The organism is Bradyrhizobium sp. (assembly GCF_049519115.1).
Lineage (GTDB): Bacteria > Pseudomonadota > Alphaproteobacteria > Rhizobiales > Xanthobacteraceae > Bradyrhizobium.
In genome coordinates this window covers 14,256-32,148 of the sequence record NZ_JBEKRB010000030.1, presented here as the reverse complement: position 1 = coordinate 32,148, position 17,893 = coordinate 14,256, and the positions used below count along the sequence as shown (strand labels likewise).

General features: G+C 61.7%; 16 protein-coding genes. 12 read left to right on the top strand and 4 right to left on the bottom strand.

Going from position 1 to position 17,893, the window contains the following annotated elements; all coding sequences use genetic code 11:
* The first annotated feature begins 16 nt into the window (after positions 1 to 16).
* Together ABSE61_RS21395 and ABSE61_RS21390 are read left to right on the top strand one after the other, a co-directional pair.
* Positions 17 to 1,045 carry an NAD(P)/FAD-dependent oxidoreductase gene (locus ABSE61_RS21395; protein ID WP_423873128.1) on the top strand — a complete coding sequence of 343 codons (1,029 nt, stop codon included), beginning with the start codon at positions 17 to 19 and terminating at the stop codon, positions 1,043 to 1,045.
* 159 nt (positions 1,046 to 1,204) lie between these two features.
* Positions 1,205 to 1,780 carry a DUF2147 domain-containing protein gene (locus ABSE61_RS21390; protein ID WP_423873127.1) on the top strand — a complete coding sequence of 192 codons (576 nt, stop codon included), beginning with the start codon at positions 1,205 to 1,207 and terminating at the stop codon, positions 1,778 to 1,780.
* Positions 1,781 to 1,815: 35 nt separating this feature from the next.
* Here the strand turns inward: ABSE61_RS21390 and ABSE61_RS21385 are convergent, their stop codons facing one another.
* Positions 1,816 to 2,913, bottom strand: a complete 1,098-nt coding sequence (locus ABSE61_RS21385) for a lysylphosphatidylglycerol synthase transmembrane domain-containing protein (protein WP_423873126.1) — start codon at positions 2,911 to 2,913, stop codon at positions 1,816 to 1,818.
* A 372-nt stretch (positions 2,914 to 3,285) separates the two neighbouring features.
* Here ABSE61_RS21385 and ABSE61_RS21380 point away from each other — a divergent pair, with 372 nt between their 5' ends.
* From ABSE61_RS21380 to ABSE61_RS21370, 3 genes are all read left to right on the top strand, one after another.
* The gene (locus ABSE61_RS21380; RefSeq protein ID WP_423873125.1) at positions 3,286 to 3,792 is read left to right on the top strand and encodes a YciE/YciF ferroxidase family protein; all 507 of its coding nucleotides are present in this window, start codon (positions 3,286 to 3,288) and stop codon (positions 3,790 to 3,792) included.
* A gap of 246 nt (positions 3,793 to 4,038) precedes the next feature.
* Complete coding sequence (locus ABSE61_RS21375; protein WP_423873124.1) at positions 4,039 to 4,932, top strand: acyl-CoA desaturase; 894 nt, start codon at positions 4,039 to 4,041, stop codon at positions 4,930 to 4,932.
* A gap of 103 nt (positions 4,933 to 5,035) precedes the next feature.
* Positions 5,036 to 6,448, top strand: coding sequence for an MFS transporter (locus tag ABSE61_RS21370; protein WP_423873123.1), 1,413 nt, complete (start codon positions 5,036 to 5,038; stop codon positions 6,446 to 6,448).
* A gap of 31 nt (positions 6,449 to 6,479) precedes the next feature.
* Here the strand turns inward: ABSE61_RS21370 and ABSE61_RS21365 are convergent, their stop codons facing one another.
* On the bottom strand, positions 6,480 to 6,914 hold the full coding sequence (locus ABSE61_RS21365) for a hypothetical protein (RefSeq protein WP_423873122.1): 435 nt from the start codon (positions 6,912 to 6,914) through the stop codon (positions 6,480 to 6,482).
* 52 nt (positions 6,915 to 6,966) lie between these two features.
* On the opposite strand from ABSE61_RS21365, the gene ABSE61_RS21360 reads away from it, so the two are divergent.
* Positions 6,967 to 7,401, top strand: coding sequence for an anthrone oxygenase family protein (locus tag ABSE61_RS21360; protein WP_423873121.1), 435 nt, complete (start codon positions 6,967 to 6,969; stop codon positions 7,399 to 7,401).
* Between the two features lie 36 nt (positions 7,402 to 7,437).
* Complete coding sequence (locus ABSE61_RS21355) at positions 7,438 to 8,022, top strand: hypothetical protein (RefSeq protein WP_423873120.1); 585 nt, start codon at positions 7,438 to 7,440, stop codon at positions 8,020 to 8,022.
* A 134-nt stretch (positions 8,023 to 8,156) separates the two neighbouring features.
* Here ABSE61_RS21355 and ABSE61_RS21350 read toward each other — a convergent pair whose 3' ends face one another.
* Both ABSE61_RS21350 and ABSE61_RS21345 read right to left on the bottom strand, forming a co-directional pair.
* Positions 8,157 to 8,582, bottom strand: coding sequence for a universal stress protein (locus tag ABSE61_RS21350; protein ID WP_423873119.1), 426 nt, complete (start codon positions 8,580 to 8,582; stop codon positions 8,157 to 8,159).
* Between the two features lie 296 nt (positions 8,583 to 8,878).
* Positions 8,879 to 9,421 (bottom strand): SixA phosphatase family protein, encoded by a 543-nt coding sequence (locus ABSE61_RS21345; RefSeq protein WP_423873118.1) that lies wholly within the window; start codon positions 9,419 to 9,421, stop codon positions 8,879 to 8,881.
* A 99-nt stretch (positions 9,422 to 9,520) separates the two neighbouring features.
* On the opposite strand from ABSE61_RS21345, the gene ABSE61_RS21340 reads away from it, so the two are divergent.
* The 5 genes from ABSE61_RS21340 to ABSE61_RS21320 all read left to right on the top strand — a co-directional run bounded on the left by ABSE61_RS21340 (position 9,521) and on the right by ABSE61_RS21320 (position 17,590).
* A complete protein-coding gene (locus ABSE61_RS21340) occupies positions 9,521 to 10,978 on the top strand; it encodes an NAD(P)/FAD-dependent oxidoreductase (RefSeq protein WP_423873117.1) in 1,458 nt (485 codons plus the stop codon).
* A 124-nt stretch (positions 10,979 to 11,102) separates the two neighbouring features.
* The gene (msrB, locus tag ABSE61_RS21335) at positions 11,103 to 11,603 is read left to right on the top strand and encodes a peptide-methionine (R)-S-oxide reductase MsrB (RefSeq protein ID WP_423873116.1); all 501 of its coding nucleotides are present in this window, start codon (positions 11,103 to 11,105) and stop codon (positions 11,601 to 11,603) included.
* Between the two features lie 269 nt (positions 11,604 to 11,872).
* Positions 11,873 to 13,711 carry a flagellar hook protein FlgE gene (locus tag ABSE61_RS21330; RefSeq protein ID WP_423873115.1) on the top strand — a complete coding sequence of 613 codons (1,839 nt, stop codon included), beginning with the start codon at positions 11,873 to 11,875 and terminating at the stop codon, positions 13,709 to 13,711.
* Positions 13,712 to 13,744: 33 nt separating this feature from the next.
* Complete coding sequence (gene flgK, locus ABSE61_RS21325; RefSeq protein ID WP_423873114.1) at positions 13,745 to 15,616, top strand: flagellar hook-associated protein FlgK; 1,872 nt, start codon at positions 13,745 to 13,747, stop codon at positions 15,614 to 15,616.
* 12 nt (positions 15,617 to 15,628) lie between these two features.
* Complete coding sequence (locus ABSE61_RS21320; protein WP_423873113.1) at positions 15,629 to 17,590, top strand: flagellin; 1,962 nt, start codon at positions 15,629 to 15,631, stop codon at positions 17,588 to 17,590.
* Positions 17,591 to 17,893: the final 303 nt, after the last annotated feature.

Genomic DNA, 17,893 nt, shown 5'->3' with positions numbered 1-17,893 from the left:
CCGAAAAGATAGCGACATGAGCGAAGCGATCAAAACCGACGTGCTGATCATTGGCGCGGGCCCGTGCGGGCTGTTTTCCGTTTTCGAACTCGGCCTGCTCGATATGAAGGTCCATCTTGTCGACATTCTCGACAAGGTCGGCGGCCAATGCGCCGAGCTGTATCCGGAAAAGCCGATCTACGACATTCCCGGCATTCCCTTTGTCACCGGCCAGGGCCTCACCGAAGCGCTGATGGAGCAGATCAAGCCGTTCAATCCGACCTTCCATCTCAACGAAATGGTCGAGAAGATTGAGAAGATCGGCGATCCCGCTTTTCGGGTCACGACCGATGCCGGCAAGGTGTTCGAATGCAAGGTGGTGGTGATTTCGGCCGGCGGCGGCTCGTTCCAGCCGAAGCGTCCGCCGGTGCCCGGCATCGAGGCCTATGAAGGCACCTCGGTATTTTACGCCGTGCGCAAGATGGAGCAGTTCCGCGACAAGGACATCCTGATCGTCGGCGGCGGCGATTCCGCGCTCGACTGGACGCTCAACCTGCATCCGATCGCGAAAAGCGTCACGCTGCTGCACCGGCGCGACGATTTCCGCGCCGCGCCCCACAGCGTTGAGCAGATGCGCGCGCTAGTCTCGAGTGGAAAGCTCGATCTTAAAATCGGACAGGTCACGGCGCTGGAAGGCGAGAGCGGCGCGCTCAAGGGCGCGCACGTCAAGGGCAACGACAACACGATGTCGAAGGTCGACTGCGATACCCTGTTGCCGTTCTTCGGCCTCACTATGAAGCTCGGACCGGTCGCGAACTGGGGCATTGCGCTGGAGAACAATCTCGTGCCGGTGGAGACGTCGGCGTTCGAGACCAGCGTTCCCGGAATCTTCGCCATCGGCGACATCAACACCTATCCGGGCAAGCTCAAGCTGATCCTGTGCGGCTTCCACGAGGGCTCGCTGATGGCCCAGAAGGCGCACCGTTATGTCTATCCGGACAAGCGCCTGGTCTTCCAGTACACGACGTCGTCCTCGAGCCTGCAAAAGAAGCTCGGCGTCAACTGACGGCGCCGGGAGTCGGCAGAGCCGGGCGGAAAAAATAACGCTTTTTCAATGTGTTACCGGTGATTTGCTCACGTGGCGGGCGAAGGTGCGACGTCGGGCGCACTGGCCGGGTTCGGCAAATAACCGTAATCTTCCCGTGTCTCCGATCGGGTGATGACGATGGCGGGTTCCAGGTTGCGGCGGTGGTTCTGGATCGCAAGCGGGTTTGCGATCTTGTTCGCCACTCCCCATGCCGGGCGCGCCGCCGAACCGACCGCCGCGGGTCTTTGGCAGAAGATCGAAGATGGCCAGCCGGTGGTGTGGGTGCTGGTGGTCGATCACCATGACGGCGTGTTCGAAGGTGCGATCGCCAAGAAGTTTCCGAAGCCCGGTCAGCCCGAGCTCATGACCTGTGCCAAATGCACCGACGACCGCAAGGATGCTGCGATCCTCGGAATTTCCTTCATTCGCGACATGAAGCGCAACGGCCTCGAATATGAAGGCGGCAACATCCTCAATCCCCGCGACGGTCAGGTCTGGAAAGCGAAAATGGCCGTAAGCCCGGATGGACAGCAACTCACGCTGCGCGGCTATTTGCTCATGCCGGCTCTCGGCAAGGACGAAATCTGGCAGCGTTTGCCGGATTCGGAGATCGCCACGCTTGATCCCACGGTCATCGCCAAATATTTGCCGGGGCAGGCGGTCGCGGCCAAGCAGACGGCAGGCAAGAAGCCCGCTTCGCCTTCCAAGCCATAAGTTTTGGCAAGAACTCTGAAAAGTGCGAATTCGCTTTAGCGGCGGGATCCGGCGCGCGAGCGCTGTGGGAAAGGCAACGTCGCCTTCACCTCGACGACCTCGACCGTCTCGGTGCGTCTCTCCGAACCGATCCCGGCCTGTTTGCGCCGCTGCTGCCACGGTTGCACCACGCTGAGCCAAAGCTCGCGCGTGCCCATGATCGAGATGGCGATGCCGAACGGAATCATGAAGTAAAGGATACGGAACACCACCAGCGTCGCCAGCAATTGCTCCTTGCCGAACTCCGGCAGCGCGACCAGCATCGCGGCATCGAACACGCCGAGCGAACCCGGCGCGTGGCTGGCAAAGCCGAGCAGCGTGGCCAGAATGAACACCACGGCGAGCGAGATGAAATCGATGCCCGGTTGGGCGGGCATCAGCAAATACATTGCTAGCGCACAGAAACCGAGATCGACTACGCCGATCAGGATTTGCACGAGCGTCAACGGCGCCGACGGCAGCCTGACTTTCCAGCCATTCTGCCCGAGCTCGCGCCGTTCCTCGCCAAGGCTGAGCCAGACGAAATAGGCGGCGATCGCGCCGAGCACGCCGAGTGCGATCAGCCGGTTGATTGCGGGGGGCAACTGGTCCATGGCGGAGGCAGCCCAGGGGTGCCAGGCCATGCCGATGCCGAGCACGAAGGTGTTGCCGAGCCAGAAGGTCAGGCCGGAAAGAAAGCAGATCTTGGCGACGTCGACGGCGCTTAGACCGTAATCCGAGTAGATCCGGAAACGAATGGCGCCGCCGGTAAAGACCGTGGCGCCGATGTTGTGGCCGATCGAATAGCTGGTGAAGCTCGACAGTGCCGCAATGCGGTAGGGCACATGCTTCTTGCCGATGGTGCGCAGCGCAAAGAAATCATAGAACGTCAGGGTGCAGAAGGCGGCCACGACACATAACGCGGCGAGCACGATGTGGTGGAGCGGAATGTCGGTCAGCGCCACCAGCATGACGCCGGTATCGATGCCCTTCAGGGTGCGAACGAGGGTCGTGATCGCAAAGGCGATAATGACGAGGCTGGCGGCAATTCCCACCCGTTTCCAGCCTATCCGTTCCTTGAAGCCATGCCGCAGCATGGCCAATAGCCGAACCATTCATCCTCCCGGCAGGGCCGCAACGGCGTTGCCGGCCTCCCAAAGCGATCATAGGCATCTGATGCCGATCGCCATCGTAAACCAGACACATACGGCAAAAACCTTTGCTTGTGCAGTCCTTGACAAAGCGACGGACTGTCGCGCATCGGCCTCAGCCATACCCTTCACCGGGCTACGGTATTTCCGGATTGGGCCGGAATGACGGTCGTGAGGCCCGTAAAAGTTCCGGATGTTTCCGAGCATGAGGTTTTCACCTCACTTAGGAACATCACGCGCATCCATCGGTTAGCGAACGGGGGTAAATCGAACATGTCGGCGCGTGCGAAGAGGGCGCGCGATGGTGTTCCCCAGAACGAGAAGGATTAAAAAACGATGGGACTCTTTACCCGCGACATCAAAACCATGAACGATCTGTTCGTCCATCAGCTGCAGGACATCTATTACGCCGAGAAACAACTCGTGAAGGCGTTGCCGAAGATGGCCGACAAGGCGACGGACAAAGAGCTCAAGCAAGGCTTCTTGACCCATCTTGAGGAAACCAAAACCCATGTGCAGCGCCTTGAGGAGGTCTTCCGGATGTGGGGCACGGAGGTGAAGGCGGTCGATTGTCCCGCGATCGACGGCATCATCGAGGAAGCCGACGAGGTTGCTGGCGAAGTCGCCGACAAATCAGTGCTGGACGCAGCCTTGATCAATGCAGGCCAGGCGGCGGAACACTACGAGATCGCCCGCTATGGCAGCCTGATCGCCTGGGCCCGCCAGCTTGGTCGCAACGACTGTGCGAGCCTGCTCCAGAAGACGCTCGATGAAGAGCGGACCACCGACAAGAAGCTGACCTCGCTCGCCGAGGGCAAGATCAATCTTCGCGCGGCAAGCTAAGCTACCCGCTACAACGAAGCGCCGCGGTGGATTTTCCGTCCGCGGTGCTTTCGTCTGGAGCCGAGAAGAGGGAACCGTGAGGGAACTGTAGAACCGTCCTAAAGCCCGTTTATTGCTGCAAATTTCATGTAGTGTGGCCTCGCGAACGGCCGGCAATTGTGTAAAAAATATGCCCTGATCGACGGGGCGCGAGGTATTTTGGAAGAGCCACTTCAAACCACTCTGACTTGCCCGCTCGCGAGAGCTGTGGCGCTGCCGCTTCCGCTCGGCGCCTGCGACCGGCGGATCAATTGGCGATATGCGGCCGCGGTCGGCACCTATCATCTGCTGGCGCTGTTGGCATTCGTGCCCTGGTTCTACTCGACCACGGGCGCCGTGCTCGCCTTTGTCGGGATCTATGTCTACGGCGCATGCGGGATGAACCTCTGCTATCACCGCCTGCTCACCCATCGCAGCTTCAAGTGTCCGCTCTGGTTGGAGCACGCCTTTGCCGTTCTCGCGGTCTGGTGCGTGGAGGATACGCCGGCGCGCTGGGTCGCGACGCACCGCATGCACCATCATCGTTCGGACGAACGCGCCGATCCGCATAGCCCGCTGGTCAGTTTCTTCTGGTCGCACATGGGTTGGCTGTTTCTGGAAAACACTGACCTCGGCCGTCAGGTCGCCTATGACCGCTATGCGCGCGACATCCTGCGCGACGGCTTCTATCGTTTTATCGAGCGTCATGTCGTGTGGATCACGCTCGTTCAGTCCGTGATCTATTATGGGATTGGCTTCCTGATCGCATTGGCAATCGACCGCGACCTCATGGCGGCGGTTCAGTTCGGCGCAAGCGTGTGGCTGTGGGGGGTGGTCGTGCGCACGGTCGTGGTCTGGCATATCACCTGGAGCGTGAATTCACTGACCCATGTGTCGGGCTACCAGAACTACGACACCGGCGATCAAAGCCGCAACAACGTGCTGGTGGCGATCCTGGCTAGCGGCGAGGGCTGGCACAACAATCACCACGCCGAGCCGAACTGTGCCTGCAATCAGCGGCACTGGTGGGAGATCGACCTGACCTATCTGCTGCTGCGGCTTTTCGTAGCTGTCGGACTGGCCTGGGACGTCCAGCTGCCGACGCGCCGCCCGGGCGCGTAAAACGCATCTTTTGCGAATAGCACACTTCGGCACTGATCGAAGTATTGAGCTGAACCGATAGCTATCTCTCACGTTGGGCCTGCGGCACTTACGGAGATAGCCTATGACCAGAGCAGCCATCGAACTTCAGCCGGTTCCGGCCGCGACTTTTGCGGAACAACAACCCTCGCAAGGCCTGTCGGCATCGCTGACGCTGCTTGCCATGAGCCTCGGTTATGGCGTGGTCCAGCTCGACGTCACCATCGTCAACACGGCGCTCGATCGCATCGGGACCTCGCTCGGCGGCGGCGTGTCGGAGCTGCAATGGGTCGTGAACGCCTACACGATTGCGTTTGCCGCCTTCATTCTGACGGCGGGCGCGCTTGGCGACCGCATCGGTGCCAAACGGGTCTTCATGGCGGGCTTTGCGATTTTCACGTCGGCTTCGCTTGCCTGTGCGCTCGCATCCAACTCGGCCGTGCTGATCGCGGCGCGCGCAGTGCAGGGATTGGGTGCCGCCGTTCTGGTTCCGAATTCGCTGGCGTTGCTCAGTCACGCCTATCCCGATCAACGCGGGCGCGGCCGCGCGGTCGGAATTTGGGCGGCAGGTGCCAGCCTCGCGCTCACGGCGGGACCGCTGGCCGGTGGCGGATTGATCGCGCTGATCGGCTGGCGATCGATCTTTCTGGTCAATCTGCCGATCGGCATTGCCGGGCTTTGGTTGAGCTGGCGCTACGCCACGGAGACCACGCGCAATCAACAGCGCGAAGTCGATTTGCCCGGCCAGGTTCTGGCGATCGCAGCACTTGGTGGTCTTGCTGGCACGATCATCGAAGGAGGTGCGCTCGGTTTTTCCAACGCCTTCGTGATTGCAGGCTTTGCGGGCTCGGCGCTACTGACATTGTTGTTTGTTGCACAGGAAGCGCGCTCGTCACATCCGATGCTCCCGCTATCGCTGTTTGCGCATCGCCTGTTCGCATTGACGTCGCTGGTCGGCCTGCTCGTCAACATTGCCTTTTACGGGTTGATCTTCGTGTTCAGCCTGTATTTCCAGCGCGTCAACGGCCTGTCGCCGCTTCAAACCGGCCTCGCCTTCGTTCCGATGATGGGCATGGTGCTGCCATCCAATCTGATCGCAGCACGCGTTTCCGAGCGTATCGGCGCGCCCGCAACCATCGCCGCGGGCAGTGTGTTGACCGCGCTCGGCTGCCTGATGCTGCTCGCCATCGAGCCGGGCACATCGTACGTCAAGACGATGGCGCAGCTCATGATCATCGGCGGCGGGCTTGGCCTGTTGGTGCCGCCGCTTACCGCGACGCTGCTCGGCAGCGTGGAGAAGTCACGCTCCGGGATCGCGGCCGGCGTGCTCAACGCGACCCGGCAGACCGGCAGCGTGCTCGGCGTCGCACTTTTCGGCGCGCTGGTCGGCCAGCCGGATACGTTTATGCGCGGTGCACATCTGTCGCTGGCGATTTCGGCGACGCTTCTTGTTGCGGCAAGCGTCGTGATCTGGCGCGGCGCGGCAAGAACTGACTGAAAAAGGCCTGCCTGACGTCAAGGCGAAGACGTCACGCCTTGCGGAGTGCGAAATGAGCGCCGCAAAACGCCATCGCCGCGCCAAGGCCAAGGGCCGCGAGCCCGGTCAGGACGCCGGCGACGGTCGGAATCGCGCCCGGCCCGGAAGCGGCCTGGCCTGCGCCCGCGAGTACAAGTACGCCGACCGCAATCAGGAAATACTGCATCCGTTGCGGAATCTGTCCCGCTGCCGCGCTGTGCATCATCGTTGCCGTGAAATAGCCGCCGCAAAAGCCGACCGTTGCAATCAGCCACCACGCCAGCGCAGCTCCTGCAGGCATGAAGTTGCTTGTATCGGATCGCCACAGGCCGCCGAGATCGAGCCCCAACCTTGCCCCGAGCATATGGACGGCAAGCGCGAGCAACACACCGGAAATCGCAGCGGCGGCGACGATCAGGCGGCTTGGAAATGGGGTCGTCTCAGGCATGATGCGGTTGTAGAATAGGGCAGGCGATCGGCGCAACTACTAAGGTTTAGCCATGACGTTCGGCCTTCTCGCACTAATCGCCTCGGCGATATTTGCCGGCGCGGCGTTTTACGTGAACGTCGCCGAGCAACCGGCGCGGCTGACGCTCGATGATCGTGCGCTACTCACCGAATGGAAGCCGGCCTACAAGCGAGGCGCGGCGATGCAGGCGCCGCTCGCGGTTGTAGGCTTCCTTTTCGGGATGCTGGCGTGGTGGCAAATTTCCGGTTCCGCTTTCCTGGTCGGCGCCATTCTGATCATTGCGCCGTGGCCCTGGACATTGATTGTCATTAAACCGGTCAACGATGCCTTGCTGGCGACGGAGCTGGACAAAGCCGGCCCGCCATCCCGCGCCCTCATCGTCAAATGGGGCGCGATCCATTCGGTGCGAACGGTATTGGGTGGGCTCGCGGCAGCGGCATTTTTCTGGGCGTGCCTTTCTCACTAGCTTCATTTTGGCCGAAGAAAGGGTAGTTCGCCGTCGATGTCATCAGCTTTGCCCGATCAGATCGGTCGCCATTACGCCTACAAGGCTTCGCTGATCGGCTCAGCCCATCAGTTTGAATTGACGGAGCAGGGACTGTCGTGGCGTATCGCCGGCCGCTCCGGACTTTGGCCTTATCTGGATATCGCCAACGTGCGGTTGTCCTACCGGCCGGTGTCGATGCAGGCGAGGCGGTTTCGCGCCGACATCGGCAAGATCGATGGGGGGCGGCTCGCCATTCTCTCGACCAGTTGGCAGACCGCAGCGCTGATGGCGCCCCAGGACAAGGGCTATCGCGACTTCATCGTCGAATTACATGCCCGCATGGCAAAGGCAGGAAGCCAGGCCGTGCTGACCGGCGGTCTTGGCCCACGGGTCTATGCAGCGGCGATCGTGTGTGTGGCTTTGCTGGCGATTGCGATGAGTGGGCTGTTGTTGCGCTCGATCATATCGGGCGAATGGGCGGGCGCATTGTTTCTCATCGGCTTCGCCGCCTTGTTTGCCTGGCAGGTCGGTGGCTTCATCGCGCGCAACCGGCCGCTCACCTATGCGTTCGGCGATTTGCCAAAACCGTTGCTGCCTTGAGCGCGATGTCTTCTATTCGGTCGAATGGAAATCCTCCTCCTTGGCGTTCAACATTCCCGCAAGGGTACGCAACCCCGCTTCGAGTTGTTGACGAACTCGCGGGCCACAATGATGCGGACTTCTGAACCGCCACACTAGTGCCGCACCACCAGCACCGAGCATTTGGCGTAGCGCACGACATGGCCGGCGTTGGAGCCAAGGAAATAGGTGCGCATCGCCGGCCGGTGCGAGGTCATGACGATCAGATCGGCTTTCACCGCGGCGGCCTCTTCGAGAATCTCGTGATAGATGCCGCCCTGTCGCACGGCGGTCGAAATACGCGCGGCATCGATGCCGGACTCGCGCGCAACGATGGCGAGCGCTTCCTCCGACGTCTCGCGCTGCTGCACATCGAAATCGGCCGGGACATACTCGGCCAGCATCACCGGCGTCATCGGCAGGACGTTGAGAAGTCTTACCTTGCCGCTCCAGGTTTGCGACAGCGTGGCTGCCGTGGCGATGGCGGGCCGCGCCAGATCGGTGTCGGCAAGATCAAGCGGCACGAGGATGGAGCTGAACATCTGCGCCTCCCAGTCAGGATACCGGATCGCGCCTCTAGAATCGATTCCAAGGCGCGCTCGGTCATAAGTAGCTTAGCATAGTTGCAGAAGGCGCCGGACGCCGAAAGGGCTTTGCGCGACACTCGTGGTCCGATTCTAACATTTGCATGCCGGTGTGGCGGACGCTTTTGCAAATGTTAGAATCAAAGGACCACTAGCAAATATAGGTTTCTAGTGGAGTTTTGGATTTGACGTTCGCATCGCGAATTCGCGGCAACGAGCAGCGAATTCAAACCCACTCCACTAGCCATCGACGCTCAATCGCCCGAGGCCTGCTTCAATAGTTTCGGGCTGATGAACGTCTCCAGGCGGCCGCGCCTAATTCCGACATCGGTCCAGTCATCGATGTCGAAATCGAAAATCGCAAGACCAGCCGTCGGTAGGTTTTCGGCCAAAGCGCCGCGCCCGGCGGGATCGCCGTGGCCGGCCAGCGCAACCGCGAGCTCATGCATTCCGGGATTATGTCCGACCAGCATCAGCCGTTTCGGATCGACAGCGGAGGCATTGCGAACGGTTTCGAGCAGCTGAGAGATATCGGCGCCGTAAAGTTCCGGCATGAGTTCGACCTGCGGCACAGTCGCAAGCTCCTTCATCGCTTCCCAGGCGATTTCCCAGGTCTGCAGCGCACGCACCGCGTGAGAAACCAGCACGAGGCTCGGGAAGGGTGGATTGCGGCCGATCCAGGCGCCAATCTCGGCGGCATCAAGGCGGCCCCGGTTATCCAGTCTGCGGTCCTGATCGCGGCCGCTCGGCGCATCATTTTCGGTCTTGGCGTGCCGAAGCAGCATCAAACGGCGCATGACGGTTTCCGACGTGATTCGAACCTCACAGAATTAATCTACTGTGTCGCGGGCAAGGACAAGGTGACAAGCGCCAGACCGATCCCTTAAGACAACGCTATGAGCGATATCCTCACAGGCGATACCGGGGTCGGCGATGCCACCCGCGCACGGCTGACTTTTGACCTCGATGCCGACATTTGCGTGGTCGGCGCGGGGCTTGCCGGCCTCACGGTCGCGCTGGAGGCGGCACGCCTTGGCGCCAGCGTCGTCGTGCTCGAAGGCCGCCATGTCGGCTGGGGCGCCTCGGGCAGCCTGCTCGGTACCGTGATGCCGGGTTACGGTCTGGCGCTGAAGGACCTGATCGCGCGCATCGGCCTGGAAGACGCCAAAGAGCTTTGGGATTTGTCGAAAGAGGGCGCCGAATATGTTCGCGCCCAGGCCACCGAACAACTGATGCCGGGGATTGCGGTCGCTGAGGGAGCCCTTGAAGTCTCCAACATCGATGTCGGCGATCGCCTGATCAGCGAAATGCAAATGCTGGGCGAAGATTTCGGCACTGAAGTCGAGGGATGGCAGATCGATCAGGTCCGCGCCCAGCTGAAGACCGATCGCTATTTCCACGGCGTCTACTTCCCGAGAGCATTCCAGGTCGACGGCCGCCGATACGTGCATGGCCTGGCGACGTTGGCGAGGCGGGCAGGCGCGCGGATTTTCGAGGAAACGCCGGTGGTCGGCATCGACGCATCGGGAATCCGCAAGCGCATCGTCACGCCGTCGGCGCGGTTGCGCGCCTCGCACATCGTTCTGGCCGGCAACGTTCATCTCGGCGCGCCGTCGCGGCGCCTGTCGGAGACGCTGCTGCCGGTCTGGCGCTATGCCGGGATCACCGAGCCGCTCGGCGATCGCCTGTCGGAGGCGATCGCCTTCAAGGGATCGGTGATCGATAGCGACGGCGTCGATCAGTTCCGAATCGTTGACGGCGACCGTTTGATGTGGGCGAGCCCCGAGACCACCTGGGACGCCCGCCCTCAGCGATTTGCCTCCAGCATCGCGCGCCGCATCCGCACGATTTTCCCGCAGCTCGACAGGGTGCAAGTCACCGACGTGTGGGGCGGGGCGATCGGCCAGACCGTGCATGGCATGCCGCAGATCGGCCAGTTGCGCCGGGGTCTTTGGGTGGCGAGCGGCTTTGGCCGGCAAGGACTGGGTACGAGCGCGATGGCGGGGCAACTGATTGCCCGCAGCATTCTCTGGGGCGACGAACGCTGGCGGCTGTTTTCGCCGTTCGAACTGGTATGGGCGGGCGGCCCCACCGGGCGGGTCGCCGGCCACCTGATTGGAATGTGGGAACGCGGAAGCTCTGCGGCGGCCGGTGCGCTCGCCCGTTATCGCGAGCGGCTGCGCAGGCAGGAGCGAATCCGCGAGGCACGGCTGGCCGAAGCCAACCGGCTTGCGGGAACAGGGCCGTCGCGGCCCCGGCCGCCGCCGCGCCCAAATCCAGATCATCGCAACCGCACCTCGGCCGAGCCTGCGGAGCCATCGGTTGCGGCAAGCCCTACCGAGGGGGGCTCCTGATACCGTCTTTGCTGGCCCAACTCGCAGGAAAGTGAGAAATTGTCCGTTTGATGGGTGTAACTTTCCTCTCCGCGGCCCGTATTTGCCAACAGAACGTATTTTACGCCTTGCACGGAGATGTCAGATGATCGATCGCCGTATCCTGCTTGCTACCACTGCCGGTCTGTTTGGTTTTGCGGTGCTGCGCTGGCTGCGCGGCGAACCTGCGCACGCCGCGGAAAAGTTCGAGGTCGAAAAGACCGACGCGGAGTGGCGCGCCCAGCTCACGGCCCAGCAATATGAGATCCTGCGTAAAGAAGGCACCGAGCGCCCGTTCACGAGTCCGCTGCTCAAGGAGCACCGCAAGGGCACCTTCGCCTGCGCCGGCTGCGACCTGCCGCTGTTCTCGTCGGAGACGAAGTACGAAAGCGGCACCGGCTGGCCGAGCTTTTATCAGCCGCTGGACAATGCGGTGGGCAAGCGGGAAGACCGCACCTTCGGCATGCTGCGCAGCGAAATTCATTGCCGCCGTTGCGGCGGCCATCTCGGCCACGTCTTCGATGACGGTCCGAAGCCGACCGGCTTGCGCTACTGCATGGACGGTTTTGCGCTGCAATTCCATCCGGCGACGGCGACGGCGAGCTGAGTTTCCACTTCGCGCTGGTTTTGACGCGTTTTCCTCACGCGAACCGGTTCCCACTTCGCTCGAAAACGCTATTCAGGAACTTTGCTCTCGGCAATTGTTGCCCGCCCGGCAATTGTGCCCCGGTCCTTGGACCGGGGCTTTTTCATTTAAGTGCCTGAAATAACTCGCCTCTCGTGTTTGGCACGGCGATTGCGATGTCTCCTTCGAGCAAGGCCATGCGTGGGCAAACCGCCCGCGCGGCCTGACGGATCGAATGTGGAGATAAAGTTATGGGTATCTTCGACGCGCTTACGACGGCGGTGAGCGGCCTGCAGTCTCAGTCCTTCGCGTTGCAGAACATATCGGGCAACATCGCGAACGCCTCCACCATCGGCTACAAAGGCATCGACACCAACTTCGAAGATCTGATCCCGGACGCGCTGAACCCGCAATCGCAGGTGGCCGGCGGCGTTAAAGCGCTCGCGCAACAAACCATCACCACGCAGGGCACGGTCTCAGCTTCGACGGTAGCGACCAACATCGCGATCAACGGCGATGGCTTCTTCGACGTGCAACAACCGTCCGGCACGACCGACGGTAACCCGACCTTCAACGGCGTCACAGACTATACGCGCGCCGGCGATTTCCAGGTCAATGCGCAAGGGTATCTGGTCAATAGCTCTGGCTACTACCTGATGGGTACGGCGGTCGATCCGAAAACCGGCAACCCGCTCGGCAGCGTGCCGACGGTCTTGCAATTCAATAACAACTTCGTTCCGGCGCAAGCGACGACGGCGATTCAATATGCCGCGAACCTGCCGACCGTGCCGGTGACGACGGCAAGTCCGAACGCGCCAACCGGATCGATCACCGCCAAGGGCGGTCTTAACCCCGCGGATTTCAGCCAAAACCCGGAGGTCTTGGGCACAGCGGCACCGGCGTTCGGCAATTCATCCGTGGTCGGCAATCAGGTCGTCATCGGCGGGAGCCCGATCACCAGTTCCACGGCACTGAACTCGCTGCCGACCAGCATTGCCGGCGAATCCATCACCGTTGATGGGTCCGTGATTAACTTCTCGGCCACCGCTGCGACCTCGGCGTCGTTCACGGGCGGCGGGCCCTACACCATCAATGTCGGTCCGACAAGCGGCACTCCCGCAGGCGCCACGGTCGGAGATCTGCTTTCGGCCGTCGACACGATCAATGGCAATACCATTCCCGCTAACGCGAGCACCATTAGTACAAGCGGTACAGCCGGTGAGATCACCCTGAACACCGGCGTAGCCAATAATCTGGTGATTACAGACAACAATTCGAATGCGGTATTCTCGCAGCTCGGTTTCTCGGCGGACCCGGCAGCAACCCGTACGGGCGGCGGCGGCATTGGTACCGGCGCCGTGGCCGGCCCTGATGTGACGACCTTCGACAACGAGAGCATCAGCGGTGGGGCCATTACCGTCTACAATTCGGCGGGCACGCCGGTAAACGTTCAGCTCCGCTGGGCGATGACCGGCCCGAACACCTGGAATCTATTCTATCAGAGCGATTCGACCGCGACCCAGACGGGCCAGACGGCCTGGACCAACGTCGGTCAGAATTTCGTCTTCAACAGCAACGGCAACCTGGTGAGCCCCGCAGGCGGCGGCATCACCATCCCAAACCTCACGGTCAACAATCAGCAGGTCGGAGACGTTCAACTCAACATCGCCTCCGGTGCGCTGTCGCAATTTGCGTCCACGACCGGTAACGCGACCGTCGGCCAGATCACACAGAACGGCTTTGCCGCCGGTCAGCTCCAGTCGGTCGCCATCAATAACAGCGGCACGGTGGTCGGCACCTTCTCCAACGGGCAGAATATCGATCTTGCCCAGATCACGTTATCGCACTTCAACGGCACGAATTACCTGCAAGCGCTTGACGGCCAGGCCTATGCGGCCACCGAGCAGTCCGGTGCGGCGATCCAGGGCGCGTCTGGAACGATCTCGGGCTCCTCGCTCGAAGGATCCAATACCGATATCGCCGATGAGTTCACGAAGCTGATCGTGACCCAGCAGGCCTATTCGGCCAACACCAAGGTGATCACCACGGCTAACGACATGGTTCAGAGTTTGCTGAACGTGTTGCGTTGAAGGTCGTGATTTAGTCCAAGGCGGGCGATAAAGATGGGTTTGAGTGCTGCCCTTGCCAATGCGATGTCCGGCCTGACCGCCAATCAGGCCGCGCTGGCGATTACGTCGTCGAATGTCGCCAACGCCAACACGACCGGCTATGTCGCCGAGTCCGTCAACCAGATCGAGGAGCCGACCGGTGGTGCCGGCGCCGCGGCTCTGGTCACCGGCGTCAGCCGTGACATCGACACGTTCGTTCAGAGCCAGCTACGGACCGAGACCGGCGGCGCGGGTTTTGCCAATCAGACCTCGAATATCCTCACCCAGCTTCAAAGCATTTACGGCACGCCCGGAGGCACCGGCACGCTGGAAACGGCGTTCAACAACTTCACCTCCGCCATCCAGGCGCTTCAGACCTCTACGACCGGGTTGTCGGCGCAGACCACGGCGTTGAGCGCGGCGCAGACGCTTGCGCAGCAACTCAATACGACGTCGCAGGGCATCCAGACGCTGCGCAGCAATGTCCAGCAGGACATCGGCAACTCGGTGGCGCAGGCCAACACCGACATGCAGCAGATTGCTGCGATCAACACCAAACTCCAGAGCTTGAGTCCGACCGATCCTTCCGCAGCGACGCTGGAGGATCAACGCGACAGCGCCATCAACGACCTGTCGAACCTGGTCGACGTCAAGGTCACGACCGATGGTTCCAACCAGGCCAACGTATTTACCTCGACCGGCATTCAGCTCGTCGGCGCGGGGCTCGCCTCGCAGTTCAAGTTCTCCTCGCCGGGAACGCTGAGCCCGACGTCGCTGTACAATGCCAATCCGGCGCTATCCGGCGTCGGCTCGCTGACGATTTCGCTTCCGAACGGCGCGAGTCTCGACGTCGTCTCCAACAACGTGGTTACGTCGGGGCAGATCGCCGCCGATCTTCAATTGCGCGATACGATCCTGCCGCAGGCGCAGACCCAGGTCGATCAGCTTGCCGCGACGCTTGCAAGCTCGCTGTCGGACCAGACCACGCAGGGCACGGCGGTTACGCCCACCGCATCGACGTCCGGCTTCACGCTCGATCTGTCGAATGTGCAGGCGGGCAACTCGGTCAATCTGACCTACACCAACTCCTCCGGCGTTCAGCAGCAGGTGCAGATCGTCGCCGTCGACGATCCGAAAGCGCTGCCGCTGCCGAGCCAGCCGGGCGCCAGTCCGCAGGTGATCGGGATCGACTTTTCCGGCACCACCGCTTCGGTGGCGTCGCAGCTCAACGCGGCACTCGGCCAGGCTCACCTGCAATTCTCCAATCCATCCGGCAACACGTTGCAGGTCGTCACCAGCTCGGGCGACAACGTCACGATCAATTCGGCCTCCACCACGACCACAGTGACGTCACTGACCAGCGGCAGCGCGCAATTGCCGTTGTTCACCGACTCGGGCTCGCCCTATACCGGCGCGATCACCAGCAGTGGCTCCGAAATGACGGGGCTTGCGGGACGCATTCAGGTCAATCCGGCGCTGCTCGCCAATCCTGCGAACCTGACGACCTACAGCACCAATCCGCCGACGGCAGCCGGCGACAACACGCGGTCGGATTTTATCTATTCGCAGCTGACGTCTTCCACTTTCACCTACTCGCCGAAAACCGGCCTCGGTTCGACCACGGCGCCGTTCACCGGCACCATTACCAGCTATTTGCAGCAGTTCGTCAGCCAGCAGGCGGCCGCGGCGAGCTCTGCGACGCAGTTGCAGCAGGGCCAAAGTGTCGTCGTCAGTACGTTGCAGCAAAAATTCAACTCGACCTCGGCGGTCAATATCGACAGCGAACTGTCGAACCTGATCGCTTTGCAGAACTCCTATGCCGCCAACGCCCACGTGATGTCGGTCGTTCAAAGCATGATGAATACGCTGATGCAGGCCCAAGTGTAAGGTGATTTTCAGATGGCGATAAACAGTATCGGCTTCAATAATTCGCTGTTCGGCCAGGCGGTCCTGAATCTCAACAGCCAGTTGACAAACCTGTCGACGCAGCTCGCGACCGGGGAGAAGTCGACTACCTATTCGGGCATGGGCTCCGGCGAAGGCTTTGCGATCGCTGCGCGGCAGCAACTGTCCAACATCTCGGCGTTCACCACCACGATCACCAACGTCAACACCAGCATCGACGCCGCCAACACCGCGTTGCAGTCGTTGTCGGCCATCTCCACCACGGTGCAGAGCGACGCGGCTTCCACCCCGCAGGATATCAACAGCACCGGCCAGACCATCGGACAGCAGAACGCGCTGACCGAGCTTTCCTCAATGGTGGGCATTCTCAATACGCAGGCCGGCGACCGTTTCCTGTTTTCCGGAAGCGCCATCAATACGCCGGCGGTTGCCGACGCCAATTCGATACTCAACGGCAGCGGCACCCAGGCCGGTCTGAAACAGGTCATTGCCGAACGTGCGGTAGCCGACGGCACCACCGGCCTCGGCCGTCTCACGATCTCGACGCCGACCACCACGGGAACGGCGCCAGCGACGACGACGTCGTTCTCGGTCGCCGAGGATGCCGCCGGATCGCCGTTCGGACTGAAGCTGAGTTCGGTGACATCGTCGCTGACCGGTGCGACGGTAACTGGTCCGTCCGGTTCGCCGGCCGCGGTATCATTCAGCTTCGGCTCGACCAATCCCAATCCGGGCGACGCGGTGACGCTCAACTTCAATCTGCCGGACGGCACGACATCGTCCGTGACGTTGACGGCGTCGAGCACCACGCCGGCGCCGGCCAACACCTTTGCCATCGGTGCAACGCCAGCGGCCACGGCTGCCAATCTTAATGCGGCGCTGAACACGGCGATCGGCACAGAGGCGAATACGGATCTGGTCGCGGCTTCCGCGGTCGCCGCCGGCAACGACTTCTTCGATCCCTCCAGCAGCGCGGGCGGCAGCGTCGCCAACAACCAGCAGACGCCGGCGGCGCCGATCACGAGCGCAACCGCGCTGTCGGGCACAGCGCCGTCGGATTCCCTCACCGCGGGTTTTCAAAACGGCGACAGCATCACCGTTGACGGCACGCCGATTACGTTTTCAAACAACCCGACCTCCTTGACGGGGCCGAGCTACAATATCAACCCGGCCAGCGGCACGGTCGGCAACCTGTTGTCGGCGATCGATTCGATTACCGGCACCACGACGCCTTCCAGCATCGACGGCGGCGCCGTCACGCTGAATACGCCGAACGCCGCCGGTTTTTCGATCACGGCGTCGTCCTCCGATCCGACCGCGCAGGCGGCGCTGGCGGCATTGGGCTTTGGGACGGGCAATGCCAACACCACCACCAACGCGTCGGGCACCACCATCTCCGCGCCACAGCCGCCGCTGCGCGTGCCATCGCCGGCGGCCACCGCGACCACGCTCGTCAACGGCTCGGCCGACACGGTCGCCTGGTACACCGGAAACTCCTCCGCCAATCCGCGCAGCTCATCGAACGCCCAGATCGATGCGGGGATCACGGTCAATTATGGCGCCCAGGCCAATGAGCAGGCGATCCGCCAGCAGCTCCAGGGCGTTGCTGTTTTCGCAGCAGTCACTTTTTCGCCGACCGCGACCAATTCATCCGCGCAGGCTGCGGCCCTTTCCTCTCGCATCGCGACCAACCTGACATCGCAGCCAGGGCAGCAGACGATTGCGGATATTCAGACCGATTTTGCCGCCGCGCAGACCCAGATGCAGGCCGCTACCGCACGGCAGACCCAGACCCAGACCCAGCTCCAGAACCTCGTCGACAGCACCGAGACGATATCCACCGATCAGGTCGCAAGCGAGATCCTGCAACTACAGACGACCTTGTCGGCTTCCTACCAGACCACCTCGATCCTGGCCGGACTGAGCCTGACCAAATTCCTGGTGCCGGGCGGCTAGCGAGGGAGCAGCGGCGAGGGCGCCATAAAGCTTTCGTTAACCATAGCTGTTTACTTCTCTTAACGCGGGTTAACGCCGCGTTAGCTCCCAATGCCGCTCTTTTACCGCAACGCCCGGGCTGAAGGCGTGAGGTCTAGTGCGGCGAATTTGAAGTTCCTATCAGTGCAGCGGCAAGGTCTTTATAGGAACTTCAAATTCGAAGCCGCACTAGAATTAGTAAGTTGCTAGAGCTCCTTTGATCCCGAAGTTCGCATCAGAGGTTGCCGCGATAGCCAGCGAACTTCGGGATCGGAGCTCTAGTTG